This is a genomic window from Streptomyces sp. CNZ287 (genome assembly GCF_007827615.1).
The window spans coordinates 513,761-540,743 of the sequence record NZ_VISV01000003.1 but is presented as its reverse complement, the minus strand read 5'-3'; the positions used below and the strand labels follow the sequence as shown (position 1 = coordinate 540,743).

Here is a 26,983-nt window from a genome sequence, read left to right as displayed (position 1 = left end):
TGCCCCACAGGAACGGTCCCGCCCCTGGCACGGCCTCATGGTCGCCGCCGCGCTCCCGCTCCGCGCCGACCTGACCGTGGACTTCGACGCCTACGCCGCGCACGTGCGCCGGCTCCTCGACGCCGGCTGCGACGGGGTCGTGACCAACGGCTCGCTGGGCGAGTACCAGACCCTCACCGACGACGAGCGCGTCCGCCTGGTGCACACCGCCGTGGCCGCGGCCGGCGACGGCGACCGGGTCATGGCGGGCGCGGCGGCGTACGGCAGCGCGGAGGCCCGCGGCTGGACCGAGCGGGCGGCCGAGGCCGGCGCCGGCTCGGTCCTGCTGCTGCCGCCCACCGCGTACCGGGCGGACGAGGCGGCGGTGCGCGCGCACTACGCCGAGGTGGCGAAGGCCGGCCTGCCGGTCGTCGCGTACAACAACCCGTACGACACCCGCATCGACCTCACCCCCGCGCTCCTCGCCGCCATGCACGGCGAGGAGAGCATCGTGGCCGTCAAGGAGTTCACCGGCGACGTCCGCCGCGCCTACGAGATCGCCGAACTGGCGCCCGGACTCGACCTGCTCGTCGGCGCGGACGACGTGCTGCTGGAACTGGCCGTCGCCGGTGCCGTCGGCTGGATCGCCGGCTTTCCCAACGCGCTGCCCGACGCCTGCGCCACCCTCTACCGCGCCGCCACCGGCGGCGACCTGGCGCTGGCCATGCCGCTCTACCGGGCCCTGCACCCGCTGCTCCGCTGGGACTCCAAGCCGGAGTTCGTGCAGGCGATCAAGCTGTCCATGGACGTCGCAGGGCTGCACGGGGGTCCCTGCCGCCCGCCGCGCTCCCCGCTGACGGACGAACAGGCCGCGGTGGTCAGGGGCGTCACGGAGAAGCTGCTCGCCGAGGGCCTGGGCTGACCTGGCGGACCACCGCGGCCGGAGCACACCCGCGTACGGAACCCGCAGCCACTTTCCGTCCCGGCCGCCGGGGCGGGAGGGCGGGGTACGCTACAACAATGTCACATCGCGCAACGGGCTCCCGCCGCTCCCGGAGGCAGCACCATGGCTGAGGCGAAGCGGGGCAAGCTCATCTCGGTGCAGAAGCACCTGCGCGACCAGGTCGCCAACGCCCTGCGGGCCGCGCTGATAGCGGGAGAGCTGCGGCCCGGCGTCATCTACTCCGCGCCCGCGCTGGCCACGGAGTTCGGCGTCTCGGCCACGCCCGTGCGCGAGGCCATGCTCGACCTCGCCCGCGAGGGCCTGGTCGAGGCCGTGCGCAACAAGGGCTTCCGGGTCACCGAGATGACCGAGGGCGACCTCGACAACTACACGGAGATCCGCGAGCTGATCGAGGTCCCCACCGTGGGCCGGGTGACGGAAGTGGCCACCGAGGAGCAGTTGGAGGCGCTGCGCCCGCTCGCGGAGGACATCGTCAAGGCCACCCGCGACCACGACCTCATCGGCTATCTGGAGGCAGACCGCCGCTTCCACCTCAGCCTGCTCGCGCTCGCGGGCAACGACCACCTGGTCACCGTCGTCGCCGAACTGCGCAACCGCTCCCGGCTGTACGGCCTGACGGACCTCGACCGCGCCGGCGTGCTCGTCGACTCCGCGCAGGAGCACCTCACCCTGCTCGACCTGATGATCGCCGGCAACGCCACCGCGGCCCAGGAGCTGATGGCGAGCCACCTCGGCCACATCCGCACCCTCTGGGCGGCAGGCCGGCGCAGCGCCGCGAAGCGCGCGAGCGCACTGCGCCTCGGCGAGGGCTGACTTCCGCCGCGCCGACCGCGGCGCCGACGGGAGTCCGGCCGCCGCCGGGCCGGTGTCCGTCCCGGAACGCCGGAACGGGCGCGGGCGGCGGCCCGGTTTCCCGGGCCGCCGCCCGCGCCCGTTGCGTACGGGCCCTCCCTGTTTCGGCTACGGCAGTGCGGGGCCGCGCGTGCCGGTGACCTTCCAGACCTTGCCGTTCGCCTTCGCCAGCAGGTACAGCTCGCCCGCCGAGTCCTGCCCGAAGCGCAGGTCGACGCGGGTGTCGCCGGCTAGGTCCTGCGCCGTGACGAGGTTTCCGGTGGCGGCGTCGTAGAGCCTGAGCCGGTGGATCGTCGCCATCTCCGCGCCGCGCCTCATCTCGCCCGTCTTCGTGCCGAAGACGCGGCCGTCGACCAGGTCGCCGAAGAGGTACGTGCCGCGCAGCTTGTCCAGGTCGTCACCGCGGTAGACGAAGCCGCCGGAGACGGCCCGGCCGACGTCGGAGGTGCAGTTCCAGTCGGCCGGCGGGTCGTGGTCGTAGGCGGCGACGGGGTAGGTGTAGCCGTACTGGTCGTCGTCGGGCGGCAGCGGCTGGTACGCGTCGCACGGGTCGGCCGGGTTCTTGTCGAAGACGAACGGGCCCTCGCGCTCGCTCCAGCCGAGGTTGTCCCCGGCCCGTACCTCGTAGATCGACTCGATGGCGTGCTCGCCGATGTGGCCGAGGTACAGCCGGTGCTTGCCGCCGGTGTCCCAACTGAAGCGGTGCGGGTCGCGGAAGCCGTACGCGAAGACCTCGCCGAGGGCGCCGGGCCGGTCGGCGAACGGGTTGTCGGCGGGGACGCCGTACTTGCCGTTGGCGCTGTTGCTGCCGCGCGGGTCGATCCGCAGCAGCTTGCCGTGCGGCAGCGCGAGGTTCTGCGGCTCGGTGGTACGCACGCCGGTGCCGCCGTCGCCCACGGCGAGGTAGAGCTTGCCGTAGTCGGCGCTGCCCTCGCGGGCGGTGGGGTTGAAGGCGATCTGCTGGATGCCGTGGATGCGGCCGTTGAAGCCGAGGCGCAGCACCTCGCGACGGGTGCCGGAGAAGGTGCCGGCGGCCGGGTCGTCGGCGGTCCACTCGGTGATGATGCCGTGGTAGCCGGTGTTCGGCTGCGGGGTGAGGTCCGGCTCCTTGCCGGTGGTGGAGGCCAGTTCGGTGTGCACGGTGTAGAAGATGCCGTTGCGCGCGAAGTCGGGGTGGAAGGCCGCGTAGCCGAAGCCCTGGCCGAGCCCCTGACCGGAGAAGAACTGCGGCGCGAAGGCGGCGCCGACGTCGAGGTACGTGCGGGGCTGCGCGCCGTCCTCGACGAGGTACAGCTTGCCGTTGAGGTCGGGCACCGCCTTGCGGCCGGAGCCGTCGGGGAGTTCGGTGAGCGCGTTGATCCGGGCGTGCCGCATCAGCCGGGGGTCGGACGGCGGGGGCGTGGGCTCGGACTTCGGGAACTGCGCGTACTCCTCGACGACGAGGCCGAGCTTGGCGGGTACGGGCGTGGGCAGGAGGGAGTCGCCGGGCGCGGCGGCGCCCGCGGTCGCGCCCGGCGCGGCGGTCGGCTCGGTACGGGCCTCGGCGGGGGCGGTGAGGAAGGCGGTCGCGGCCACGGCGGCGGCGAGCGCGGGGGCGAGGAGGCGGCGCTTTCGGCGGGTGGGTGGGTGCATGCCGGGCTCCGTTCTGGGGGTGCGTGTGCGGGTGCGCGGGCGCGTGGTGCGGCGGACGGCGTACGGGAAGGGGGCGGGCGGGGACCGGTGGGCCGGGCGGCCGGACGGCCGGGTGGCGGGGTGGCGGGGTGGCGCTCGCTCAGGACCGGGGCGCGACCATCAGCCGGTACTGCGCCCGTACCTGACTGCCGGTCAGCTCGCGGTCGAGGAACATCAGGCTGTCCATGCGGCAGTTGCAGGGATTGGCCTCGCGGGTGTTCTGCGGGAAGCTCCCGCCGATCTTGATGCCCGCGGGGTCGGTGGGCGAGGCGCGGTGCTCGCCGGGCCCTCCGACCTGCCAGGGATCGCCGGGGTTGGTGGAGAAGCCGTCGAGGCGCTCACCGTTGCGGAAGAGCGCCATGGTGCCGTCGGAGTAGTCGAACGTCGCGGCGAGGAAGACCCACTCGTCGGGCGGCAGCAGCCGGCGCCAGTCCTCGGCGGCGGCGAACGTCTGCGAGGAGCCCTCGTCGACCCGGCGGCCCAGCGCCACGAGCCGCAGCTCGCCGTTCACCTCGATCAGCTCCAGCAGGGCCCGTACGCCGTGGCCGTCGGAGGTGCCGGAGAGCACGCCGGCGAGGCCGATGGCGCCGTAACGGTCGTCGGGGTCGGAGGTGTTGGAGTTGGGGGAGGGGTTGTCGCCGGTCATCTTGAACCAGCCCATGACGGTGGCGGACTGCACCCCGTTGAACGCGCGCATGCTCGGCACGCCGCCGGGGCGGTAGACGCCGGCCTTCCAGTCGTCGTTCCCGGCGGTGGCGGGGGAGACCTGGGCGGTCTGCAGCGCGGACCCGGCGCCCGGGAAGGCGCTGTCGGGCACGCGCATGGCGGCGCCGCCGTTGACGAGTTCGATGTCGGTGCCGGAGCGGCCCCGGTCGCGTTCGAGGGCGGGGTTGCCGCGGACCGGATGGCCGAAGTCGTAGTACGCGACGAGGTCGGGCCCCAGCGAGGGCAACACGACGGGCGCGCCACGCTCCGCCGCCTCCGCCGTGTCCCCACCCTGCACCGCCTGCACCGGCCCCGCCGCGAGGGCGGTCAGTGCCAGCGCCGCGGCCGCCGCGACGGCCCGCGCGGCAACGCTCCCGCTGTGCTTGCGCATTGCGTCATCTCCCCTGCCAGAAGAGGACTTTACCGTCCCAGTAAGCGCTTGCTAAAACGCCTTGGCGGACGCTATCCGCGCGACGTGACCGCGTCAAGCGCGCTCGCGGCTCCGCCGCAGGGAACCGGGACAGGGCCCGGCACCGTCGCGGCTCCGCCGCGGGAACCGGGAGGAGCCCGGCGCCGGGAAAGCCGGCGCGGCCACGGGAGCAAGAGCCGCTGAAGCCGACGCGGGTCGGCCGGTGATGCAGCCTGGGAGAGCCGAGAGGCGGTGAGCAGGCCGAGGTCTGGGCGGCCTGCCCGCACCGAGGCGGTGCCAGAGGAAGGTACGCGGCGCGGCGCCGGGCGGCGGAGCCGCGGACGCGGCAGACGCGCCCTGGCCCCCCGGGGGCCGGCCGGCCGCAGCCCTGCCTCCGCCCTCCCGGGGCCCGGCGGGCCGCGTAACGTGCGGTCGCTCTGGGTGCCTTCGCTCCGGCCGCGGCAGGCGCGTCGGCGGCGGGCCGCACGGCCCGCACGGCGAAGGCCCGGCGACGGAGCCGCCGCGCGCGGCGTGCGCCGCCCGGCCGCACCCCCGATATCGCGGTCGGACACCGCCCGTCACCCCGGCCCCGGCAGCTCCTGCCCCTCGTTCGGCCCCGGCCGGCGGCCCCACGCGTGATCGGCTCGGTGCCCCGTCCCCGCCCCGCGCGGCCGCCGCGCGTGGCGGGGCGGCGGCCGGTCGCGCCCCCGATGTTGCGGCCGGACACCGCCCGCGCCAGCCCCAAGTCCCCGTGCCCCCGCCCCTCTCACCCGGCCCCCCGGGCCCGGCTCTCGGGGCCCGGGTGGGCCGTCTACCGCATCGCCGTCCCCGGGGTCGCCGGCTCCGCGGCCCGGGGCGCCTTCGACGTCCAGGTCAGCAGTGCGTCCCGCCGGGGCCCAGTGGGCCGACATGCCGGAGGTGAAGACCGCCGTCCGGCCCGCGCCCACCTCGCGTACCGCGATCAGCGGGTCGCCGTCGATCTCCGCGAGCAGCGTCGCCTCGTCCCGCAGCACCGTCTTGCACGATGAGCCCGGCGATCTGGGAGGCGCCGCTCTTGAGCGTCTGGGCCGCGCGCCGCGGCACGTAGCCCAGCTCGGCCATCGCCTCCTGCACCCGCTTGAGCACGCGGGGGCTGACGGGCCGCTTGCCGGACAGGGCGTGGGAGACGGTCGTCCTGCTGACGCCCGCACGGGCGGCGACACCCGCTATGACCGGTGCCATCCCGCTCTCCTCACGCACATCGGTTTGCCAAACCGTTTTGCCCAACGTGATCCGGGTCACCCTCCCAGCGTCAAAGCCTCCCGGGCGGCGGGACGGGTCCCAAGGCTCTCCCGAGGGGATGCCCTCAGAAACAGCGGGAGAATGTCTGCCCTGACGCAGGGGGAGTGCCATGCAGTCACCAGATGTCCGGGATCCGCACTGGCGTGTCGCGCGCTCCGACGAGCTGCTCCGTGAGACGCAGCGGCAGGCCGAGCGGCCCGGCGAACCCGACCTGCGCCGCATCTGCGACTGGTTATGCAGGCACATCGACGCCCACGTCGCGCTCGTCTGGAGTACGGGAACGGTGGCCGCGACCTCCGCGGGGTTCCCCCGCGCGGTGCTGAGCGCGCTGGCGACTCGGCTGCCCGGGCTCGGTGGGGGCCGGGGCGTGGTCGCCGGGCTGGAGGCCGGCGGTCTCCACCTGCGTCTCGAAGCCCTCGAACCGCAGCCCCGGCCGGCCGACCCCCGCGCCCGTCCGGCCGCCCCCGGTGGCGGCGGCACCGGTCCGCGGCCTCCGCGGCCGGTGCTGGTCGTCGCGAGCGCGGCGCCACTCGCCCGGGAGCCCGCCCTGCTCGCCTCCGACACAGCCCGCTCCGCCCTGCTCCTGCTGCGCCTGAACGAAGCCGCAGCGGTGCACCGCAACTACCAGCACAAGGCGCGGCAGGTACGCTTCGCCGTGCTCCAGGCGCTTCTGGCCGGTGACCCCGACTTGGCCCGCCGGATGACCACCGGAGCCGTCCCCGAGCTGCTGGACGCCCGTACCCTGCGCGTCTACCTCCTGCAGTGCCCGCCGGGCGAGCGGGACCGGCTCGCCCTCGTCCTCCAGGACCCCTCGGGCTACCACGACCGTGACCTCATGGTGCAGTGCCCGGTCATACGCGAGCACCTCATCTGCCTCGTCTCGGAAGACTCCGACGACGACCGCGCACCCGCGGGCCGGGGCGCGGAGCTGTGCAGGCTGGCGGCCGGCAGCGCCGGCTACGCCGTGGGCATCAGCGCCGTCCATGCGCTGGAGGACACCTCACAGGCGTACGACCAGGCCAGACACGCGCTCGCCGTAGCCCGGAACCTGCCCGGCGCCGTGGCGTCCTACCGCGGCGAGTCACCCCTCGCGCAGCTCCTGCCCCGGCCGGAAGCGGTGGAGTGGGCGCGCTCCTTCCTCCGTCCCCTGGCCGGCGCGCCCAGGCTCACCCCGCAGATCCTGCGGGTCGGGCTGACCGTGTCCCGCTCGGGGGCCGCCCGGTTCCTCGACGTCAGCCGGAACACGGTCGCGGCACATTTCAGACGCGCCGAGCGCCTGCTCGGCCTCGACCTCGACGAGGTCACCTCCCGGGCCCTGCTCCACCTCGCGCTTGCCCTGGCGGACCCTCCACCCCCGGCCACGGCCCGCACCGGCACCGCGCCCACCGTCTGCGAGCTGATCCGAGCGCGGCCCGCGGCGGCCTGGGCGGCGGCGTTCCTGCACCCGCTGGACGACACCTTGCGCACCACCGCACGGGCCTGGGTCGCCGCCAACGCCAACGCCCAGCGCACCGCCCGCGACCTGGGCATCAGCCGCAACACCGTCAGGGCGCGGCTGCGCACCGCCGAGGCCCTGCTCAACCGGGACCTGCTCACCACCGGTTTCGGCAGCTACGACCTCGTCCACGCCTTCGCCATCGCGGAAGGGCGTGCGGCGGTCGTCCGTGAAGGATTCCTGAGAACCTCCTGAGAATCCGTGCACCGTGCCCAGTCCGCCCGGCCCGGTTGCGCGCCGTGCTCGTTGTCCCCCGAACCCCGCCCCGCTTAGCGTCCTTTCGGTCATGAACGGAACAAAGCAAAGAATCGGAATCTGGGGAGGCGGCATGAAGTGGGTGAAGGCCGGCGCAACTGTCGGTGCGGCTCTGGCGCTGAGCATCGGAGGGGTCACCCCCGTGGGAGCGTGGTCCGCGCAGGCGTCCACCGCCGACGCCCTGGACGAACTGGTCGCGCCACAGGCGGACGAGGAGACGCGGCGGATCGCCGCATCCGATCCGCAGGCGGTGCAGACGATGGCCACGCTGTGCGGCGACGGCTACAACCTCGTCGGGGCCGAGCAGCTTCCGGACGACGGCTGGCGGCTGGGGACGCTGTTCCGCTATTCGAAGCTGACGTCCGGGGGCAACTGGCGTTATTGCATGCTCTTCGACAACAACACCGGTAGCACGAAGTACATGCGGCTCAGGACGTGCGAGTACACCCTCGAGGACCCGGAATGCCGCACGGATCAGGGTGACTTCAGCCAGTACGCGGGACCGGTCTACACCGGCCTGCACTGGAAGTACCCGCAGTGCTCCAAGGTCGTCGCGATCATGAAGAACACCAAGGAAAGCGAGAAGGCCCTCATCGACGCCGTTCGCACCGCGAACACCTGCAACTGAGGGCGGGGAGACGGATATGAGGAACGTTCGGCGCGGGCGGAGACCCTTGCTCCCCACCGCTGCCTCCCTCGTGGTGGCGGCGGCCCTTTCGCTGCCGCTCGCCTTACCCGCCCTCGCCGCTCCCGCCGGCCCGCTCCCGCCGGCGTCCCCGGCGGCGGCCGGTCCCGGCGGCCGCCCCGACCGGATCGCCCCCGCCGACCGGCCGGGCGTGCTGGGGGACGGTTACCGCTCCTCGGAGGACCGGGCGTGGACCACCTCCGGTGACGCCGCCGGTTTCCACGTGCTGGTGGCCGATGCCGCGGACGGCTACCGCTGGCGTACGGCGGCGACACTCGCCGAGCCCGGTTTCGAGGCCGATGCCTGGATCGGCAACGCCTGCGTGACCGAGTCCGGCGACCGCGCCGTCGTCGCGTACGCACCGCGTACGTTCACGAACGACCCCGAGCTGATGAGCAGGGGCGCGTTCACCGCGGTCGTCCACCTGCGGACCGGCGAGGTCACCAAGCTGCCGGTGCAGGCGTCGCTCGCCTACTTCTCGCCCGGCTGCGGGGCAGGCGAGCGCGCGGTGCTCGCGCAGTTCGCGGACGAATCGATGGCGGAGAACTCCACCCGGCTGATCGCCGTCGACGCCGCGGCGGGCCGGACGGCCGAGCCGTTGACGCTCGACGGGCAGGTCACCTCCGCCATTCCGTACGACGGCGACACCATCGTCGCCGCCGATGGCACCCGCCTGGTGCGGATCGACGAGCGCGGCAGGCGGGCCGAGATCGCCGACACGGCCGCCACCCCGTTCCGGCTCACCCGGGACGCCGCGGGCGGCATCGGCTACGTCGACCGCCCCGGCCGCGACGCGCGGACCGGCGGCACCGCCGGCGAGGTACGGTTCGTGCCCGCCTCGGCGGTGTCCGCGGCCGGGCGCGGCGGCACGCGGCCGGAGCCGAGGCTCGTCGCCACCGGCGAGCTGACCGCGTTCGACCTCATCGGCTCGGCGTCCGGGGAGGTGTACGTCACCGGTGAGGCCGGCGCCCGCGGGAAGGCCCCCGCGCATCTGCACAATCCCGGCGGGCTGGCCAAGGACGCCGTGCCCAGCACCCGGGGCCACGCGGTCGTGGCGACGGGGTGGGCGGACGGCGGGGACTTCCGGTCCGCCGCCGAGGACGCCGTGGACGTACGCGCCGTCACCGTCGATCTCACCGTGCCGGGGACCGGGAAGACGGCACGGCTCGGCGCCCTGCCCGCTGCTGAACCGGTGGCCCGGAGTGCGGTGGCGTCGGGCCGTGAGACCTCACCCGCCCTCATCGGGGCAGGTGGTACGGAGCGGGGCGGGACCGCGGCCTCCGCTGATCCGAACGATCCGGTGGAGTCGGAACGGACCTGTTCCGTGCCCCGCGGCGACCCTCGCAAGCAGGCGTTCCAGCCGAGTCCGCGGCAGGTCGAGTGGGCCGTGGACCAGGCCGTGATCGACGGCCTGGACAAGTGGATCGACCGCCCGGCGAACTGGAAGAACACCGGGATGGAGGCGTACAGCCCGCAGGAGCTGTTCCCGCTGCGGGTGCTGGCCGGCGACCCGAACGGCACCGTGGACCGCGACGACGAGTGGCACATACCCGCGCAGATCCTGCTCGGCATCACCGCGCAGGAGTCCAACATGTGGCAGGCCACCCGCTTCGCCGTGCCGGGCGTGACGGCCAACCCGCTGATCGGGAACTACTACGGCACCAACTACGCCTCCGACGGCACCCAGGTCGACCCCTGGCGCATCAACTGGGCCGATGCCGACTGCGGCTACGGCATCACCCAGGTCACCGACGGCATGCGGCTCCCCGGCCACGGCCAGCCGACGCTGAGCGAGAAGCAGCAGGAGGCCGCGGCCCTGGACTACACCGCGAACATCGCCGCGGGCGCGGACATCCTGGCGGAGAAGTGGAACCAGACCCGCAGCGCCGGCATGACCGTCAACAACGGTGAGCCGCAGTGGATCGAGAACTGGTTCTACGCCCTGTGGGCGTACAACTCCGGCTTCTACCCGGAGTCGCAGGCGGACCAGAACAAGGGCAAGTGGGGCGTGGGGTGGACCAACAACCCGGCGAACCCGCTCTGGAAGGCGAACCGCCTGCCGTTCCTCGAGAGCGCCTCGGGCGGGGACGACTACTCGCACGCGGCGCACCCGCAGGACTGGCCGTACCAGGAGAAGGTGCTCGGCTGGGCGGGGCGCCCGATCTCCGCGCTGGTCGAGCCGGGCGAGTTCGCCGCGGGCTACGTCGGGTCGTGGTGGAACTCCCACGCCGACCGCACCGCGGTGAAGCCGCCGGAGAGCCTGTTCTGCGACGCCTCCAACGAGTGCGACCCCGCCCTCATCGGTCCGGACGACGAGAACGACCCCGGGCTCGGGGCGTGTGAGCGCGAGGACCTGTACTGCTGGTTCAACAAGTCCACCGCGTGGAAGGACTGCGACCTCAACGCGGCCTGCGGGTATCCCGTGCACCGCTTCAACAACGGCGACTATCCCGAACAGCCGGACCTCAACTCGTACCCGCCGCGCTGCATCAGCGGGCTGCCGCAGGGGGCGCTGATCGTGGACGACCTGCCCGACCAGGCCGGATCGGCCGGCTCCTCCGAACGGCAGTGCGCGGGCTTCCGCTCGCAGGGCTCGTTCGAGTTCACCTTCACCGAGGACGAGGGGCAGTACCCGGGGAAGATCGACACCCATCAGATCGGCGCGGGCTACGGCAACCACTTCTGGTTCGGCCACACCCGCGACACCCACGATCCGCAGGACACGGACGGCAGACGTCTGGCCACCACCGGCACCTGGACACTGAACCGGCAGCTCGACGGCTGGGCCAGGGTGCTGGTGCACATGCCGGATCACGGCGCGCACACCCGCCAGGCCGCATACGTGATCGAGGGCACCGACTCCACCAGCCCGGTGCGGGTGCATCCGCAGCGCACCAGGGAGAACCGGTGGGTGGACCTGGGAGTCTTCCGGTTCACCGGTACGCCCAAGGTGTCGCTCGGTACGGACACCGCCGACGGCAACGGCAGCGAGGACGTCGCCTGGGACGCCGTCGCGTTCCAGCCGCTGCCGGAGAAGCCCGCGGACTTCGTCGTGGCGATGGGCGATTCGTACTCCTCCGGCGAGGGTGCCTCGGCGTCCGGCGGCGGTGACTACCTCCCCGAGACCGACTGGGGCGGCGACCAGGGCGACCTGCGTCACGCCTGCCACCGCTCCACCGAGGCATGGTCGCGCCAGGCGGCGCTGCCGGGCAACGGGACGAGCGTGGGGGAGCGGGTCGCCAACTGGGACGAGACGCTCGATTACCACATGACCGCCTGCTCCGGCGCCACGACCGACGACTTCCCGGTGGGGGGTGAAGGGGGCTACGGGGAGCTGCCTCAGCTTGCCCAGGGCTACCTGGACCAGAACACCTCGCTGGTGATGCTGTCGATCGGCGGCAACGACGCCCGCTTCAGCGACATCGTCGACAAGTGCGTCCGCGCCTTCGACGAGTGCTATCGGGAGACCCTGGACGGTGACGACGCACCACTTGAGGAGGCGGAGCCCGCGTACATCCGCAACCAGGTCAAGGCGGCGATCGTCGAGACTCTGGGGGCGGTCCGGGCCGAGGCACCCGACGCGGAGGTCGTGCTGATGGGCTATCCGCTGCTCTATTCCGACAGCGGTAGCTGCCTCAACTACCTCGGGATCAGCGGCGAGGAGGCCGCGTGGATGAACGAGATGGGCGGGGTCATGAACGAGAGCATGGCCGACGCGGTCACGGAGGCGAACGCCGCCTCGGGCGAGACGTATGCCGTGTTCTCCGATCCGACGGGGGCATTCGAGGACAAGTCGATCTGCGGTGACCCGGAGGCCGTCCACGGCGTCGTGACGGACCTCACGCCCGGCGACGACCCGATGTGGGACTTCGGTGCGTTCGAGGGAGGTATCTCCGCCCAGTCCTTCCACCCGAAGATCGACGGGGCCCGGCTTTACGCGAACACCCTGGAGCAGACGCTGCGGGAGAGGGCAGGCCGAGCCGGCGCCGCCGGAGCGTAGGGACGGCCTACGCCCCGGGGAGGAGGCGCCCCCGGCACGACTGTCCATCGGATGGACGGCCGGGGGCGCCTTACCCCGTAACGTGTGCTCATGAATGTCGAGCGTGGCGATCAGGGGGGCGACAGAGTGGATAAAACCGACACCGACGCTCCGGTGGCAAAGCTGGACGAGCCGGAGAAGCCGGACGCCCCGGAGCACAGCACCTGGGGGTCCAAGGCGCCGCACTTCATCCAGCGCTCGCGTGCGCTGCACCTGAGCTGGCAGGTCGGGGTCTTCATAGTGGGCCTGGCGATAGTCATCGGCGGCATCATCCTGCTGCCGCTGCCGGGCCCCGGCTGGCTGGTGATCTTCGCGGGCATGGCGGTGTGGGCGACGGAGTTCGTCTGGGCGCAGATAATCCTGCACTGGACGAAGCGGAAGGTCACTGAGGCCGCGCAGCGCGCCCTGGACCCGAAGGTCCGCCGGCGGAACGCGATCCTGACCGCGATCGGCCTGGTGATCTGCGGCGTACTGCTCGGTATCTACCTGTACGAGTTCGGCTTTGAGATGCCCTGGAAGGTCTGAGCCCCCGGGCGCGGCCCCCATCCCACCGCGCCTGGCCGGCCCCGGTACGCAGCCACGACGCTGCGCGCCGGGGCCCGCTTTTGCGGGCCGGGGCCCGGCACGAGACGCCCCTAGGGTTGAGCGCCGAGTGGAAGAAGACCAGCCCGATCACGACCAGCATCCGGATCGCGTCCAGCTCCGGCCGCCGCTCCGGTCGCGGTGCCTGCGACGGTTCTGTGCGCGCCGCCATGTCCGTCCCCCCCGTCGCCTCTGCGCCACCAGTGTGGGGAAGGCGGCTCTGAAGATGTTCGTGCCGGCCGACCGAGGACAGCGGAAGGGGTGCGCCCGGCGGGCGGCCGTGTCGAGAGAGTTGTTATCCTCTCATGACATGCAGTCAAGTATCGATCGTTCGTCGCTGCTCCCCTTCTACCACCAGCTCAAGCAGATTCTCCTGGGCGAGATGGAGAGCCGCGAGCTGAAGCCCGGCGACCGGCTGCCGGGGGACCACGAGCTGTGCGAACGCTACGGGGTCTCCCGGACGGTCGTCCGCCAGGCCCTCGCGGAGCTGGAGTCCGAGGGGGTCATCGAGCGGATCAAGGGCCGCGGCACCTTCGTCGCCCACCCCAAGACCCCCGAGGGCCTGGTCCAGTCCCTCACCGGGCTGTACGAGGACGTCGCCGCCCGCGGCGGCCACCTGCGCAGCCAGGTCCGCCGGCTCGAAGTCGTCCCGGCGGACGCGCAGGTCGCGGGTGCCCTGGACGTACCGCCGGGGCATCCGGTGATCGTCATCGAGCGGCTGCGGTTCGTCGAGGAGGAGCCGTGGGTGCTCACGATCACCCACGTCCCGCAGGAGGTCGCCCCGGGGCTGGTCGACGAGGACCTGACCCAGGAGTCGCTGTACGCGCTGCTGGAGGGCCGGTTCGGGGTACGGCTCGTGCAGGGCCGGCGCTCGGTGGAGGCGGCGGTGGCCTCCACCGAGCTGGCCCGCAGCCTCGGCGTCAACCGGGGCGCACCGGTGCTCGTGCTGCGCAGCGTCAGCGTCGGTGAGCAGGGCCGCCCGGTGGAGAGCTTCGTCGCCTTCCACCGCGGCGACCGCAGCCGCTTCGAGGTGGAGCTCTCCCGCCGGCAGGGCGCCCCGCCCCGCCCGCTGATGATCGTCACCGACTGACGCGCCCGGGGCGTACGGGTCCCGTACGCCCTCATCCGGCACGACCCACGCGGCCGGTCCGCTCACCCGAGCGGGCCGGCCGCGACGCGTCTGCGGGGAGCGTGGGGGCCGCTGCGGGGACTCTTGACATCCTGACCGTACAGGATGTCAAATGACCAGATCATCACGCTGACGCCCTCCGGAAGCACCCCGCACGACCCCAGGAGGCCACGGTGCCGTCATACGCATCGCCCCCCATCGAGCCGAGTCTCATCACCTTCGATCCGCGGGCCGGCGGCATGAGCCCGTCGGGCCCGGTGCTCACCCGGCGCATGTCCGATCTCGACGGCCTCTTCGCCGACGGCGACGCCTGGCGTGCCGCGGTACGGGACGGCGACCCCGTCGTGTACGACGTCGCCTCCTCGCCCGTGCCGGAGGCGGAGGGCGAGCTGCCGCAGTCGATCACCACGATCCGGCCCGGCACGGTCGGCGGCGAGTTCCACATGACCAAGGGGCACCAGCACCCCAACCCGCAGGGCGAGATCTACCTCGGCCTCGCCGGCACCGGCGGGCTGCTGCTCTTCGACGGCGGCCGGCCGCGGTGGATCGACATGTACCCGGGCGCGATCGGCTACATCCCGCCGGGCTGGGCGCACCGCAGCGTCAACACCGGCGACGAGCCGTACCGCTTCCTGGCCGTCTACCCCGGCAACGCCGGGCACGACTACGGCTGGGTCCTCGACCACGGCATGGGCTACCGCGTCCGGCGCGCCCCGGACGGCGCCCCGCCGCTGCTGGTCCCCTTCACCGCTTCGTCCCCCCGCACGTCCCCTAGCAACCAGGAGTAGCCATGGCGCGCATCCGTTTCGTCTCCTCGGGGGTGGCCGCCGCGCTGGCCGTCGTCTTCGCGGCCGGCGGCGTCGCCGCCGGAAAGGCGGCGTTCGACGACTCCGGCTCCTCGTCGGGCGGCGGCGCCGCGGTCGGCGGCACCAAGGTCGACGTCATCACCAAGGCCACCGACTCCGACTTCTGGCAGTCGATGCTCGCCGGCTCCAAGCAGGCCGGCGACGACTTCGGCATCGACCTCGGGCTCTTCGGCCCGACCTCGGAGACCGACATCGAGGAGCAGGTCAGCCTGGTGGAGAACTCCATCTCCCGGGGCGCCGACGCCATCGTGCTGGCCTCGAACTCCTCCACCGCGCTCAACGGCGCGGTGGACCGGGCCCGCAACGCCGGCATCAAGGTGATCACCGTCGACAACGCGGTCACCACCGAGGCCGAGGGCTTCATCGGCACCGACAACGTCAAGGCGGGCGAGCAGGCCGGCGTACGCATGTGCGAACTGCTCACCGACAAGGGCCAGAAGAACGGCAAGATCCTGCACGAGAGCTCGACCTCCGGGCAGCAGGTCCTGGTCGACCGCTTCAACGGCTTCAAGAGCGGCCTGGCCGCCAAGTGCCCCGACGCCGAGATCATCCAGACCTCCGTCAACGACAACGACCTCAACAAGGCCGTCTCCCAGGTCAACGACGCCCTCACCGCGACGCCCGACCTGGCCGGGGTCTTCGCCGACAACAACACCTCCGGCACCGGCGCCGCCAAGGCCGTCGCCGAGCGCGACGCCAGTGACCGCGTGGCGGTCGTCGCCTTCGACTCCGACCCCGCGGAGATCGCGGGCGTACGCGACGGGTCCATCGACGCGATCATCGTCCAGAACCCGTTCTTCTTCGGCTACCAGGGCGTCGTCGAGGCCGCCATGGCCGCCGGCGACAGCACCCCGCCGGTCCGGCTCGACCCGGGCGCCGTCGTCATCGACAGGTCGACCGTGGACGAGGCCCAGTACGAGCAGCTGCTCAACCCGCCCAAGACCAAGGGCTGAGGGCCGGCCATGGCAACCCCCGAGTCGAGCCCCGTGGTCAGCCTGCGGGGCGTGGGTAAGAGCTATCGCGCCGTGACGGCGCTGGCCGCCGTGGACCTGGACATCGCGCCGGGCGAGGTGCACTGCCTCGCCGGCGAGAACGGCGCCGGGAAGTCCACCCTCATCAAGGTGCTCACCGGCGCGGTGGCCCGCGACGGCGGCACGTACCGGGTGCTGGGCCGCGAGATGCGCGCCCACGTCACCCCCGCGGAGGCCCGCGCCGCCGGCATCGGCGTGGTGTATCAGGAGCTGAGCCTCATGCCCGAGCTGACCGTGGCCAGCAACCTGAGCATGTTCGGGATGCCGGCGCGCGCCGGCTGGGTCGACCGCCGCCGGCAGCGCGCGCAGGCCGGGGAGATGCTGGCCCGCGTCGGTCTCGCCGACCTCGACCCCCGTACGCGGGTGTCGGAACTGACCACCGCCACCCGGCAGTTGGTCGAGATCGCCCGGGTGCTCGGCCAGGACGCGCGGCTCGTGGTCTTCGACGAGCCGACCACCGCGCTCTCCGCGCAGGAGGCGGACGCCCTGCTGGCCCGCATCGCCACGCTGCGGGACGAGGGCGTCTCCGTCCTGTACGTCACCCACCGGCTGGAGGAGATGTCCGCCGTCGGCGACCGGGTGACCGTGCTGCGCGACGGCCGGGTGGTCGAGACCCGGCCGATGGCCGCGTACGACGAGGACTCCCTCGTGCAGTCGATGGTCGGCCGCCGGATCGAGAACCTGTACCCCGGCGAGCGCCCCGACCCCGGGGACGTACGGCTGGAGCTGCGGGGCCTGCGCCCCGCCGGCTTCCCCGCGCCGGTGGACCTGACCGTACGCCGCGGCGAAGTCGTCGGCCTGGCCGGGCTGCTCGGCTCCGGGCGCACCGAACTGCTGCGCGCCGCCTTCGGCGCCGACCCGGTGCTCGGCGGCGAGGTCCTGGTCGACGGACGCCGCGTCCACGCGACCTCCCCGCGGGCCGCCGCCCGGGCCGGGCTCGGGCTGCTGCCCGAGGACCGCAAGGAGTCCGGGCTGCTGCCGGGCCTGAGCATCGAGAAGAACGTGGCCATCGCCAGCCTGCCGCGCGCCGGCACCTTCGGGGTGCTGCGCCGCCGCCGGATGCGCGAGCACGTCACCGCCGCCTCCGCGGGGCTGCGCATCAAGCTCGGCGACTGGGGCGACCCGGTCTCCTCACTCTCCGGCGGCAACCAGCAGAAGACGCTGGTCGCCCGCTGGCGGGCCACCGGCGCCAAGGTGCTGCTCCTCGACGAGCCCACGAAGGGCGTCGACGTCGGCTCCAAGGCCGACATCTACCAGGTGATCGCCGAACTGGCCGCGGACGGCCTGGCGATCGTGGTCGTCTCCTCCTACCTCCCCGAACTGCTGGGCCTGTGCGACCGCGTCGAAGTGGTGCGCCAGCGCCGTCTCGTGGGCTCGCTGCCCGCCGCGGAGGCCACCGAGGAGGCCGTGCTGCGGCTGGCGAGCCCCGTGGGCCCGGCGGCCGCGCCCCCCGCCGCCGGCGCCCCCGCGACCGGCCGGCCAGGACCCGCCGAACCTTCCGCACCGTCCCTGGAGAACCGATGACCGACCTCGCCAGAGCCACCGCCCCCGCCGCCGGCGGCGGCACGTCCAAGGGCATCCGGTTCGGCAAACGCCCCGCCCGCCAGCCCGCCGACGGGGAGATCCTGCGCCTGGGCCAGGTGCTGGGCCGCACCTCCGGCGGCATCCCCGTGCTGCTGGTGCTGGCCTTCGCGCTCACCATGTCCACCGAGTCGTTCCTCACCGGCACCAACCTGGACAACCTCGGCAGGCAGGTGTCCATCTTCGCGATCATCGCCGTCGGCCAGCTCATCGTCATCCTCACCGCGGGCATCGACCTGTCCGTCGGCTCGGTCGTCGGCCTGTCCGGCATCGTCGCCGCCAAGGTGGTCTACGACACCGGCGGCGGACTGCCCATCGCGGGCGCGGTCCTCCTCGCGCTGCTCGTCGGCGCCGCCGCCGGGCTGATCAACGGCCTGCTGGTCGCGTTCCTCAAGATGCCCCCGTTCATCGTGACGCTCGGCATGATGGGCGCCGCCCGCGGCGCGACCCTGCTGCTCAGCGACGGCCGCACCGTGCAGCCGCTGCCCGACGGCTTCGCCGAGATCGGCGGCGGCAGCCTGCTGGGCATCTCCCATCTCACCTGGCTGATGGTGCTCATCACGGTGTTCTTCGCGCTGCTGCTGCGCCGCACGATCTGGGGCGAGTACGTCTACGCCGTCGGCTCCAGCGCCGAGTCCGCCCGGCTGACGGGCGTGCCCGTACGCCGCGTGCTCGTCAGCGCGTACGTGCTCTCCGGCACCCTCGCCGCCGCGGCCGGCGTGCTCCTCGCCTCCCGCCTCGGCAACGGCGTGCCGACCTCCGGCAACGGCTACGAACTCCAGGCCATCGCCGCCTGCGTGATCGGCGGCGCCAGCCTCTTCGGTGCCAAGGGCAGCGCACTCGGCGCGCTCGTCGGCGCGCTGGTCGTCGGCATGCTCAACAACGGCGGCACGCTGCTGGGCATCGACCCCTTCTGGCTGCAGATCGTCATCGGCGTGCTGATCCTCGCCGCCGTCGCCACCGAGCACGTCCACAACCTCCGCCGCGGAGGCAAGGCCAAGCCGGTGGCGGACGCGCCGCCGCCCGGAGGGCCGGGAGAGCCGGTGCCGGCGGGCGGCACGGCGCAACCGGACCGGGGGACCGCGGGCGACGAGACTGCCGGTGAGCCGACCCCGACGAAACGAGCGGCACCATGATCATCGCGCACGATCTCGGCACCACCGGCGACAAGGCGTCGCTGCACGCCGACGACGGCACCCCGGTCGCCGCCCTGACCGAGCACTACGGCACCGACTTCCGCGCGGGCGGCGTCGCCGAGCAGGACCCCGAGGTGTGGTGGCGCGCCGTCTGCGCCGCTACCCGGCGGCTGCTGGAGCACACCGGCGTCCGCCCCACGGAGGTCTCCGCCGTCGGGTTCAGCGGGCAGATGATGGGCGCGGTGCTGCTCGACTCCGCGTACCGTCCCGTGCGGCCCTCGCTGATCTGGGCCGACCACCGCAGCCAGGAGCAGGCCGGCCGGCTGACCGCGGCGCTGGTGGCCGAGCGGGCGTACCGCCTGCTCGGCCACCAGCTCCACCCCACCTACTCGCTCACCAAGGTGATGTGGGTACGCGACCACGAGCCGGAGACCTTCGCCCGGGTGGCCCACGTCTGCCTGGCCAAGGACTACGTCGTGCACCGGCTCACCGGCGTGCTGGCCACCGACCGCTCCGACGCCTCCAGCACCAACGCCTACGACCAGCCCGCCGGCGCCTGGTCCGCCGAGGTGCTGGCGGCGGCCGGCCTCGACCCGGCACTCTTCCCCGAGATCGTGCCGTCGACCACCGTCGCGGGGCCGCTGCTTCCCGAAGCCGCCGAGGCCACCGGGCTGGCCGCCGGCACCCCCGTCGTCCTCGGCGGCGGCGACGGCCCGCTGGCCGCGCTCGGCGCCGGCGTCATCGACCCCGCCGACGGCGCGTACACCTACCTCGGCTCGTCCTCCTGGGTCTCGCTCTCCGCGGAACGGCCGCTGCACGACCCGCGGATGCGCACCATGACCTTCGACCACGTCGTCCCGGGACGCTACGTGCCGACCGCGACCATGCAGGCGGGCGGCGCGTCGCTGGACTGGGTGGCGGAGGTGCTCCGTCCCGGCCAGGGCGGGGACCGCTTCCCCGACCTGCTCGCCGCGGCGGCCGACGCCGACACCGCGGGCCTGTACTTCCTGCCGCATCTGCTCGGCGAGCGCTCCCCGTACTGGAACGCCGCCGCGGCCGGCGCGTTCCTCGGCCTCACCCGCCACCACCAGGAGGCCCATCTGACCCGCGCGGTGCTGGAGGGCGTGGCGTTCAACCTCGCCACCTGCGTCGGCGCGTTCCGCGAGGCCGGCCACCCGGTCGACCGGGTCGACGCGATCGGCGGCGGCGCGGCCAGCGACCTGTGGCTGCAGATCCTCGCCGACGTCTGGGGCGCCACCGTCCGCCGCCGCAGCATCGTCGAGGAGGCCAACAGCCTGGGCGCGGCCGTCACCGCGGGCGTCGGCGCGGGCCTCGTCGACGGCTTCGCCGTCGCCCGCGACCTGTCCGATGTCACCGCCGAGTTCACCCCGGACCCGGGACGGCACGCCGACTACCGGTGGCGGCACGCGCTGTTCCTGGAGGCGTACGAGCGGCTGGAACCGTGGTTCGCGAAGGAGAAGCGATGAGCGGCATACCCGAATCCGCCGCGGGCGCGGCCCCCGTGGTGCTGGTGACCTCGCGGTCCTTCGGCAGCGGCACCGCGCCCGTCGAGGACCGGCTCGCCGCCGCCGGGCTGCGCGTGGTGCGCGGCTCCACCGTCCACGACCCCGCCGAGCTGGCCCCGCTGCTGGCCGGCTCCGTCGCCTGGATCGCCGGCACCGCGCCCGTCACCGACGCGCATCTGGCCGCCGCGCCGCGGCTGAAGGTCGTCGCGCGCTACGGCGTCGGCGTCGACAGCGTCGACCTGGCCGCCGCCGCCCGCCGCGGCGTCACCGTCACCCACACCCCGGCCGCGAACAGCGACGCCGTCGCCGACCTGGGCATCGCGCTGCTCCTCGCCGCGCTGCGCGGCGTCGCCGCCGGCGACCGGGCGGTACGCGCCGGGTCCTGGCAGCCGCGCCGCGGCCGGGAGCTGGGCACCCTCACGCTCGGCGTCGTCGGCCTCGGCCGGGTCGGGCGCGGGGTGGCGCGGCGCGCCGCCGGGTTCGGCACCGAGGTGCTGGGGCACGACCCGTACCTGGACCCGGTGGTCTTCGAGGTGCTGGGCGTCCGGCGGACGCCGCTCGCGGAGCTGGCCGGGCGGTGCGACGCGGTGAGCCTGCACGCTCCCGGCGGCACCCGGGTGGTCGACGAGCGGTGGCTCGCCGGGGCCAGGCCGGGGCTGATCGTCGTCAACACGGCACGAGCCGACCTCGTCGACGAGCACGCCGTCGCCGCGGCGCTGCGGGACGGCAGGCTGGCCGCGTACGCCGCGGACACCCTCGCCGGCGAGGGCGGCGCCGCCGCGGAAAGCCCGCTACTGGCGGCCGAGTTCGCCGACCGGGTGGTCCTCACGCCGCACCTCGGCGCGCAGACCGTCGAGGCGGTGGACCGGATGGGCGCGGGTGCCGTACGGGCCGTCCTCGACGTGCTCGCAGGACGCGAGCCCGCGCACCCCGTACCCCTGCCCGTACCGGCCACCGAAGAGAGCGCACCGTGACCACCCAGCAGTCCCCCGCGAACCCCGCCGCGCCCCCGTCCCCGCTCGCCGGCCTGCGCCGCGCCGGCGTCGTCGCCGTCCTCCGCGCCCCCACCCCGGACGGCGCCCTGGCCGCCGTGGCGGCGCTGATCGAGGGCGGTGTCACCGGCATCGAGATCACCTACTCCACGCCCGACGCGCCCGCGGTCATCGCCGAGGTGCGCGCCCGGCACCCCGAGGCGCTGGTGGGCGCGGGCACGGTCCTCACCTCCGCGCAGGCCGCCGCCGCGGCCGACGCCGGCTCGGCGTTCCTGGTCAGCCCCGGCACCACCGCGGAACTGGCCGCCGCCATGCTGGACACGGGCCTGCCCGTGCTCTCCGGCGCCCTGACCCCCGGCGAGGTCATGACCGCCACCGCGCTCGGCGTGCACGCGGTCAAGGTCTTCCCCGCCTCCCTCGGCGGCCCCGGCTATCTCCGCGCGCTGCGCGGCCCGTTCCCCGACGTGCCGCTGGTGCCGACCGGCGGGGTCTCCGCCGCGAACCTGGCGGAGTGGTTCGGCGCCGGCGCGCTGGCGGTCGGCGCGGGCGGCGAGCTGGCCTCCGCGGCGCACATCGCCGCGGGCCGCTGGGACTCGCTCACCGTACGGGCACGGGCGTTCGCGGCGGCGCTGGCGAAGGTCCGCGAAGCGGCGTCCGGAGCGGACGGCTCCGGCGCCGCTGCCGGTCCCGTGGAACCGGCCGCGGCGCCGGAGCCCGCAGACCCGGGTGCGGAGGCGGTCCGTTGAGCGCGCCGACCGGTGCCGGCATCGGCACCGCCGCGGACACGGCGGCCATGGCCTTCGTCGGCGTCAGCACCGGCGAGTCGTCGATCATGCGGATCTTCCCCGAGTGGGCCCGCCTCCTCGGCCTGCCCACCGCCCGGCTCGTCGGCTTCGACCTGCCGCCGGACGCGGAACCCGCCCGCTACCGTGCCGTCGCCGAGCGGATCAGACGCGACCCGCTGCTCCTCGGCGCGCTGATCACCACGCACAAGATAGGCGTCTACCGGGCCGCCGCCGACCTCTTCGACGAGCTGGACGACTTCGCCAGGCTCTGCGGCGAGGTGTCCTCCGTCTCCAAGCGGGACGGACGCTTCATCGGCCACGCCAAGGACCCGCTCACCGCGGGCCTGGCCATCGAGGAGTTCCTCGCGCCCGGCCACTTCGCCGCCACCGGCGGCGAGTTGCTGTGCCTGGGCGCCGGCGGCGCCGGCACCGCGATCAGCTACTACCTCGCCCGCCGCCCCGACGCCCCCGCCCGCATCGTCTGCACCGACCGCTCCGCCGGCCGGCTCGCCGAGCTGGCCGACGTGCTCCGGCGCGGCGGCGCGGACCCTGCCCGGCTGCGTACCGTCGTCGCCGAGGGCCACGCAGACGACCTGCTCGCGGCGGCCCCGCCCGGCACCCTCGTCGTCAACGCCACCGGTCTCGGCAAGGACCGGCCGGGATCGCCGCTGTCGCCCGCCGCGCGGTTCCCGCGCGGGGCCGTGGCGTGGGAGCTGAACTACCGCGGCGCGCTGCCCTTCCTGCACGCGGCCCGCGCCCAGGCCGCCGAACGGGACCTCGGTGTCGTCGACGGCTGGCGGTACTTCATCCACGGCTGGTCCCAGGTGACAGCCGAGGTGTTCGGCCTCACCCTGGACGCCGCGACCGTCGACCGGCTGTCCGCCGCCGCCGAGGCCGTACGGTGAGCGTCCGCACCGTCCTCGGCGACCTGCCCGCGGACCGGCTCGGGCGGACCGACTACCACGAGCACCTCTTCCAGGTCTCGCCGCTGCTGCCCGGCGACGAGCTGGACGACGAGGCGCGCAGCGGGCAGGAGGCCGCGTACCTGCGGGCGGCCGGCTTCACGGCGATGATCGAGGCGACCCCGGTGGGCCTGGGCCGCGACCCGGCGGGCGTCGCCCGCATCGCGCGCGCCACCGGGCTGCACGTCGTGCACACCACCGGCGCCCACCGCGAGCCGCACTACGCGCCGGGACACCCGCTGCTCGCGCTCACCGAAGCCGGACTGGCCGGCCTCTTCACCACCGAGCTCACCGACGGCATGTACGCGGACGCGGACCTGACGGTACGGACCGGGCCCGCCGTGCGCGCCGGGATCGTCAAGGCGGGCGCCGGGTACTGGTCGCTCACCCCGTTCGAGCACCGGGTGCTCGCGGCGGCCGGTGCCGCGCACCGGGCCACCGGGGCGCCGGTGATGGTGCATCTGGAGTACGGCAGCGCGGCGTTCGAGGTGCTGGCGGAGCTGGCCGGACACGGGGTGCCGGCGCACCGGGTCGTCCTGGCGCACGCCGACCGCAACCCCGACCCCGGGCTGCACGCGGAGCTCTGCGCGGCCGGCGCGTACCTCGGCTACGACGGCATGGCCCGGCACCGCAGCCACCCCGACTCCACCGTGCTGGCCTGCCTGCTGGCCACCGCGGAACGCGCGGGCCCGGACCGGCTCGTCGTCGGCGGCGACGTGGCCCGCCGCAGCCGCTACCGCGCCTACGGCGGCATGCCGGGCCTCGACTATCTGCCGCGCCGCTTCCTCCCGCGCGTCGCGGCCGAGGGCGGCGAGGAACTCCTGCGCGCGGTGACGGTCACCAACCCCGCCCGGCTGCTGGACTGGGCCGGCTGATCCGGCGCCCGCCCCACCGGCCTGAGCGCAACCTGAGACGGGATCAGAGCCCGAAGACGGCTCGCCGGTACGGGTTCGCGCGCTGAGCAGGGCGGACGCGGCGCTCAGTCCGCGGTGGCGATGCGGTCCAGCCACTCGGTGAGCAGGGCGCGTTCGGGGGCCGTCAGGGAGGTGGTCTGCGGGAGGGCGGCGCGCAGTGCGACCGCGTGGCCGACCACTCCGCCGCCGTCCGGCTGTGTGCGCCGGGGGGGATCGGTGGTGACGGTGGCGATGACCGACTCCCGGGCGAGGACAGAGAGGGACATGTCGCGCGCATTCTCGGGCTGCGAGATCAGCGTGAGCGTCACGCCACGCCCGGTGGAGTGGACGAGGAAGGCGGCCCGGTCCTCGCTCATCCGCAGACGCCCCGCTGCGGCGATGCGACTGATCATGCCGGCCAGGACCGCGGATGCCTCCCGTGCGGCCGAGGGCTCGGTGCCGGGCCGCTGGTCGCCGTAGATCAGGGTGTAGAACGCGGGGTTGGCCAGGCCGAAGCCGACGTGGAGATCCCACCCGCGGCGCAGGTCCGCCACCGGGTCGTCGGTCGGCTGTCCGGCGGTCTTGCTGCGCAGGTAATCCGCGAAGCCGTGGCTCGCGACGGCGTCCAGCAGTCCCTGCTTGTCCCCGAAGATGCGGTAGATGGCCGGGGCCTGGACGCCGGCCGCCGCGCTGACCGCACGGGTCGACACGGCGTCCCCGCCGCCCTCGGCGAGCAGGGCGGCGGCCGCCTCGATGATGCGGTCGCGATTGTTCCTCGTCTCCATGTTTCCAACGTTAACAGAGAGGTGCTATCGATTCTGTTATCCGTGCTATCGTGATTCCGTTTCCAGCGATACGCGGTCGAGGCGGTGGGCATGAACGAGAGCATCCCGAAGAGGCGATCCGGCATCGCGGCGGTCATCGCGCTGACCGTTGCGCTGGGCGGGTGTACGGCGCCGGACGACCGGCCGGCGGCCTCCGCGCCCCCGGCCGGCGCCGGCACCGGCGGTGCGGACGCCGCGGTCGTCCCTGGCGAGGTGTCCGAGATCGCTACACGGCTCGACATGCCCTGGGGGCTGACGTTCCTGCCCGACGGGACGGCCCTGGTCTCCTCCCGGCTGTCCGGGGAGATCCGCCGCGTCCCCGCGGCCGGAGGCCGTACGTCGCTCGTCGGCACGGTGCCGGGGGTGCGGAAGAGCTCCGAGGGCGGCCTCCTGGGCCTGGCGGCCTCCCCGGACTTCGCGAGCGACCGGACGGTGTACGCCTACGTGTCCGCGGCGCCCACGAACCGCGTCGTCGCCCTGCGGATCGGGGACGACTTCCGGTCGGTGACCCGGGAGCGGGTGGTGCTTTCGGGCATCGAGACGGCGGATCGCCACCACGGTGGCCGCCTGCGCATCGGGCCGGACGGCAACCTGTGGATCGGCACGGGGGACGCGTTCCGGCCCGGGAACGCGGCGGATGACTCGTCGTTGAGCGGAAAGGTGCTGCGCGTGCGGCCCGACGGGTCGGTCCCCGACGACAACCCCTTCGGTACGGCGGTCTACTCCACCGGCCACCGCAACGTGCAGGGCCTCACCTTCGGCCCGGACGGCACCATGTACGCCTCCGAGCTGGGGCACCGGACCTGGGACGAGGTGAACGTCCTGCGGTCCGGAGCGGACTACGGCTGGCCGGAGACCGAAGGAACCGCGGGAGAGACGGGGGAGCCGCCGCTCTTCACGGTTCACCCCGACGACGCTTCGCCCTCCGGCATCGCCTACGCGGGCGGCTCGCTCTGGATGGGCGCGCTCGGCGGGCAGCGGCTCTGGCAACTGCCGGTCGACGGCCCCCGGGCGGCCGGCGATCCGATCGCCCATTACGTCGGCGAGTACGGCCGCATCCGGACGGTCGAAACCGCGCCCGACGGCTCGCTGTGGATCACGACGTCGAACACCGACGGAGCCACCTGGGGCGGCACCGAGCCCCGGCCCGGCGACGATCGAATCCTGCGGATCGGCCTCTCCTAGCGGAAGCCCGCGATCCGTGCCGGTGCCGCCTCGCGGTGGAGGGGACCGGCGGTCTCGGACAGGCGGAGCCCGTGGTGCCCGTGGCGCAGCAGGAGTATTTCGGCCGCGATGGAGACCGCCGTCTCCGCCGGGTCGGCGCCGCCGAGGTCGAGTCCCACGGGGGAGCTGAGCCGCGCCAGCCGGGCGGCGGGAAGTCCCGCCGCCCGCAGTGCCGCGATGCGCTGGGCCACGCTGCGCCGGGAGCCCATGGCGCCGACGTAGGCCAGATCCCTCTCCAGGGCGGCCGTGAGCAGCGGTATGTCGAACTTCGGATCGTGCGTCAGCGAGACGACCACGGTGCGGTCGTCGATGCGCCGCTTCTCGGCTTCGTCGGCGAGGTGGCGGTGCGGCCAGTTCACGACCACCTCGTCGGCGTCCGGGAAGCGCTCCGGGGTGGTGAACACGGGGCGGGCGTCGCAGACCGTGACGCGGTAGCCGAGCAGGGCGCCCTGGCGGGCGAGAGCCGAGGCGAACTCGCCCGCACCGTAGATCAGCATGCGGGGCGGGGGAGCAAGGCAGTTGACGAAGATCCGCGGGCCGTGCGCGCACTCCGCTCCGGCCGGACCGGGGCGGACGGTGGCGGAGCGGTTCTGGGCCAGCAGCCGGCGGGCCGCCGAGGCCGTCTGCGCGTCGAGGACGGGGCTGCCGGTGCTGCCCGCCGCGCCGCCGGCCCAGCAGACCAGGTGGTCCCCCGGTCGTGCTTCCGGCCACGACGGGTCGGCTTCGACGACGGTCGCCAGGGCGACGGGAGTCGCGGATCTCAGGTGCCCGAGGAGGACGCCCAGTTCGGGAAAGGACCGCCGGTCGACGCGCTCGACGAGGACCTCGATGGTGCCGCCGCACGTCAGACCGACGGCCCCGGCGTCGGAGTCGGCCACTCCGTAGCGTTCGAGCACGGCGGTGCCGTCCGCGACGGCCTGCTGGGCCAGGTCGTGGACGGCGCCCTCGACGCAACCGCCGGAGATGCTGCCGGTGACCCCGCCGTCCGGGGCGCAGATCATGATCGCTCCGGGCCGCCGCGGGGCGGAGCCGAAGGTGGACACGACCGTGGCCAGTCCGCACGGGGTGCCCGCCTCCCACAGCCGGTGCAGGCGCTCCCACAGGGCGTTCACCGTGT

General features: G+C 74.0%; 23 protein-coding genes. 17 read left to right on the top strand and 6 right to left on the bottom strand.

All coding sequences use genetic code 11. The features are described 5' to 3' along the window. The first annotated feature begins 37 nt into the window (after positions 1 to 37). A complete protein-coding gene (locus tag FB457_RS09870; protein ID WP_047018557.1) occupies positions 38 to 901 on the top strand; it encodes a dihydrodipicolinate synthase family protein in 864 nt (287 codons plus the stop codon). 144 nt (positions 902 to 1,045) lie between these two features. Next, entirely contained in the window at positions 1,046 to 1,756 is a 711-nt protein-coding gene (locus tag FB457_RS09865; protein ID WP_125937607.1) for a GntR family transcriptional regulator, read from the top strand. A gap of 147 nt (positions 1,757 to 1,903) precedes the next feature. Here the strand turns inward: FB457_RS09865 and FB457_RS09860 are convergent, their stop codons facing one another. The 4 genes from FB457_RS09860 to FB457_RS36020 form a co-directional block, all read right to left on the bottom strand. After that, entirely contained in the window at positions 1,904 to 3,427 is a 1,524-nt protein-coding gene (locus FB457_RS09860) for a PQQ-dependent sugar dehydrogenase (RefSeq protein WP_047018559.1), read from the bottom strand. 139 nt (positions 3,428 to 3,566) lie between these two features. Then, complete coding sequence (locus FB457_RS09855) at positions 3,567 to 4,562, bottom strand: LamG-like jellyroll fold domain-containing protein (RefSeq protein WP_145781529.1); 996 nt, start codon at positions 4,560 to 4,562, stop codon at positions 3,567 to 3,569. Positions 4,563 to 5,158: 596 nt separating this feature from the next. After that, on the bottom strand, positions 5,159 to 5,542 hold the full coding sequence (locus tag FB457_RS09850; protein WP_486588977.1) for a hypothetical protein: 384 nt from the start codon (positions 5,540 to 5,542) through the stop codon (positions 5,159 to 5,161). Continuing rightward, positions 5,454 to 5,801, bottom strand: coding sequence for a LacI family DNA-binding transcriptional regulator (locus tag FB457_RS36020; RefSeq protein WP_486588971.1), 348 nt, complete (start codon positions 5,799 to 5,801; stop codon positions 5,454 to 5,456). The genes FB457_RS09850 and FB457_RS36020 overlap by 89 nt, the downstream gene beginning before the upstream one ends. A gap of 169 nt (positions 5,802 to 5,970) precedes the next feature. Here FB457_RS36020 and FB457_RS09840 point away from each other — a divergent pair, with 169 nt between their 5' ends. From FB457_RS09840 to FB457_RS09775, 14 genes are all read left to right on the top strand, one after another. Further along, positions 5,971 to 7,551, top strand: a complete 1,581-nt coding sequence (locus tag FB457_RS09840; protein ID WP_145781525.1) for a helix-turn-helix domain-containing protein — start codon at positions 5,971 to 5,973, stop codon at positions 7,549 to 7,551. Positions 7,552 to 7,684: 133 nt separating this feature from the next. Then, a complete protein-coding gene (locus tag FB457_RS09835) occupies positions 7,685 to 8,239 on the top strand; it encodes a hypothetical protein (RefSeq protein WP_047018563.1) in 555 nt (184 codons plus the stop codon). A gap of 46 nt (positions 8,240 to 8,285) precedes the next feature. Continuing rightward, a complete protein-coding gene (locus FB457_RS09830) occupies positions 8,286 to 12,296 on the top strand; it encodes a golvesin C-terminal-like domain-containing protein (RefSeq protein WP_486588970.1) in 4,011 nt (1,336 codons plus the stop codon). A gap of 126 nt (positions 12,297 to 12,422) precedes the next feature. Next, positions 12,423 to 12,860 (top strand): TIGR02611 family protein, encoded by a 438-nt coding sequence (locus FB457_RS09825; RefSeq protein WP_145781522.1) that lies wholly within the window; start codon positions 12,423 to 12,425, stop codon positions 12,858 to 12,860. 367 nt (positions 12,861 to 13,227) lie between these two features. Then, positions 13,228 to 14,007 carry a GntR family transcriptional regulator gene (locus FB457_RS09820; protein WP_047018566.1) on the top strand — a complete coding sequence of 260 codons (780 nt, stop codon included), beginning with the start codon at positions 13,228 to 13,230 and terminating at the stop codon, positions 14,005 to 14,007. Positions 14,008 to 14,219: 212 nt separating this feature from the next. Beyond that, a complete protein-coding gene (locus FB457_RS09815; protein ID WP_047018567.1) occupies positions 14,220 to 14,834 on the top strand; it encodes a glucose-6-phosphate isomerase family protein in 615 nt (204 codons plus the stop codon). Positions 14,835 to 14,836: 2 nt separating this feature from the next. Then, positions 14,837 to 15,865: an ABC transporter substrate-binding protein gene (locus tag FB457_RS09810; protein ID WP_047018568.1), complete on the top strand. Its 1,029-nt coding sequence runs from the start codon at positions 14,837 to 14,839 to the stop codon at positions 15,863 to 15,865. A 51-nt stretch (positions 15,866 to 15,916) separates the two neighbouring features. Then, positions 15,917 to 17,467, top strand: a complete 1,551-nt coding sequence (locus FB457_RS09805) for a sugar ABC transporter ATP-binding protein (RefSeq protein ID WP_486588969.1) — start codon at positions 15,917 to 15,919, stop codon at positions 17,465 to 17,467. Further along, on the top strand, positions 17,464 to 18,660 hold the full coding sequence (locus FB457_RS09800) for an ABC transporter permease subunit (protein ID WP_145781518.1): 1,197 nt from the start codon (positions 17,464 to 17,466) through the stop codon (positions 18,658 to 18,660). Before FB457_RS09805 ends, FB457_RS09800 begins: the two co-directional genes overlap by 4 nt. After that, positions 18,657 to 20,147 carry a xylulokinase gene (locus tag FB457_RS09795; protein WP_145781517.1) on the top strand — a complete coding sequence of 497 codons (1,491 nt, stop codon included), beginning with the start codon at positions 18,657 to 18,659 and terminating at the stop codon, positions 20,145 to 20,147. Before FB457_RS09800 ends, FB457_RS09795 begins: the two co-directional genes overlap by 4 nt. Continuing rightward, positions 20,144 to 21,160, top strand: coding sequence for an NAD(P)-dependent oxidoreductase (locus FB457_RS09790; RefSeq protein ID WP_047018572.1), 1,017 nt, complete (start codon positions 20,144 to 20,146; stop codon positions 21,158 to 21,160). The genes FB457_RS09795 and FB457_RS09790 overlap by 4 nt, the downstream gene beginning before the upstream one ends. Beyond that, positions 21,157 to 21,924 (top strand): bifunctional 4-hydroxy-2-oxoglutarate aldolase/2-dehydro-3-deoxy-phosphogluconate aldolase, encoded by a 768-nt coding sequence (locus tag FB457_RS09785; RefSeq protein WP_486588968.1) that lies wholly within the window; start codon positions 21,157 to 21,159, stop codon positions 21,922 to 21,924. Before FB457_RS09790 ends, FB457_RS09785 begins: the two co-directional genes overlap by 4 nt. Beyond that, complete coding sequence (locus FB457_RS09780) at positions 21,921 to 22,868, top strand: shikimate dehydrogenase family protein (RefSeq protein ID WP_047018573.1); 948 nt, start codon at positions 21,921 to 21,923, stop codon at positions 22,866 to 22,868. Before FB457_RS09785 ends, FB457_RS09780 begins: the two co-directional genes overlap by 4 nt. Continuing rightward, the gene (locus FB457_RS09775; RefSeq protein ID WP_047018574.1) at positions 22,865 to 23,800 is read left to right on the top strand and encodes a phosphotriesterase family protein; all 936 of its coding nucleotides are present in this window, start codon (positions 22,865 to 22,867) and stop codon (positions 23,798 to 23,800) included. Before FB457_RS09780 ends, FB457_RS09775 begins: the two co-directional genes overlap by 4 nt. A 104-nt stretch (positions 23,801 to 23,904) precedes the next feature. On the opposite strand, the gene FB457_RS09770 is transcribed toward FB457_RS09775, so the two are convergent. Then, positions 23,905 to 24,603 (bottom strand): TetR/AcrR family transcriptional regulator, encoded by a 699-nt coding sequence (locus tag FB457_RS09770; protein WP_047018575.1) that lies wholly within the window; start codon positions 24,601 to 24,603, stop codon positions 23,905 to 23,907. Between the two features lie 90 nt (positions 24,604 to 24,693). Here FB457_RS09770 and FB457_RS09765 point away from each other — a divergent pair, with 90 nt between their 5' ends. Next, positions 24,694 to 25,827: a PQQ-dependent sugar dehydrogenase gene (locus FB457_RS09765; protein ID WP_047018576.1), complete on the top strand. Its 1,134-nt coding sequence runs from the start codon at positions 24,694 to 24,696 to the stop codon at positions 25,825 to 25,827. Here FB457_RS09765 and FB457_RS09760 read toward each other — a convergent pair. Then, positions 25,824 to 26,978 carry an XdhC family protein gene (locus FB457_RS09760; RefSeq protein ID WP_047020454.1) on the bottom strand — a complete coding sequence of 385 codons (1,155 nt, stop codon included), beginning with the start codon at positions 26,976 to 26,978 and terminating at the stop codon, positions 25,824 to 25,826. The two genes, FB457_RS09765 and FB457_RS09760, sit on opposite strands and share 4 nt — an antisense overlap. Positions 26,979 to 26,983 lie beyond the last annotated feature (5 nt).

Bases quoted from the DNA above. Each gene is read 5' to 3' on its own strand.
- FB457_RS09870 (WP_047018557.1), top strand. From the start codon at position 38: ATGGTCGCCGCCGCGCTCCCGCTCCGCGCCGACCTGACCGTGGACTTC.
- FB457_RS09865 (WP_125937607.1), top strand. From the start codon at position 1,046: ATGGCTGAGGCGAAGCGGGGCAAGCTCATCTCGGTGCAGAAGCACCTG.
- FB457_RS09860 (WP_047018559.1), bottom strand. From the start codon at position 3,427: ATGCACCCACCCACCCGCCGAAAGCGCCGCCTCCTCGCCCCCGCGCTC.
- FB457_RS09855 (WP_145781529.1), bottom strand. From the start codon at position 4,562: ATGCGCAAGCACAGCGGGAGCGTTGCCGCGCGGGCCGTCGCGGCGGCC.
- FB457_RS36020 (WP_486588971.1), bottom strand. From the start codon at position 5,801: ATGGCACCGGTCATAGCGGGTGTCGCCGCCCGTGCGGGCGTCAGCAGG.
- FB457_RS09840 (WP_145781525.1), top strand. From the start codon at position 5,971: ATGCAGTCACCAGATGTCCGGGATCCGCACTGGCGTGTCGCGCGCTCC.
- FB457_RS09835 (WP_047018563.1), top strand. From the start codon at position 7,685: ATGAAGTGGGTGAAGGCCGGCGCAACTGTCGGTGCGGCTCTGGCGCTG.
- FB457_RS09820 (WP_047018566.1), top strand. From the start codon at position 13,228: ATGCAGTCAAGTATCGATCGTTCGTCGCTGCTCCCCTTCTACCACCAG.
- FB457_RS09810 (WP_047018568.1), top strand. From the start codon at position 14,837: ATGGCGCGCATCCGTTTCGTCTCCTCGGGGGTGGCCGCCGCGCTGGCC.
- FB457_RS09800 (WP_145781518.1), top strand. From the start codon at position 17,464: ATGACCGACCTCGCCAGAGCCACCGCCCCCGCCGCCGGCGGCGGCACG.
- FB457_RS09795 (WP_145781517.1), top strand. From the start codon at position 18,657: ATGATCATCGCGCACGATCTCGGCACCACCGGCGACAAGGCGTCGCTG.
- FB457_RS09790 (WP_047018572.1), top strand. From the start codon at position 20,144: ATGAGCGGCATACCCGAATCCGCCGCGGGCGCGGCCCCCGTGGTGCTG.
- FB457_RS09770 (WP_047018575.1), bottom strand. From the start codon at position 24,603: ATGGAGACGAGGAACAATCGCGACCGCATCATCGAGGCGGCCGCCGCC.
- FB457_RS09765 (WP_047018576.1), top strand. From the start codon at position 24,694: ATGAACGAGAGCATCCCGAAGAGGCGATCCGGCATCGCGGCGGTCATC.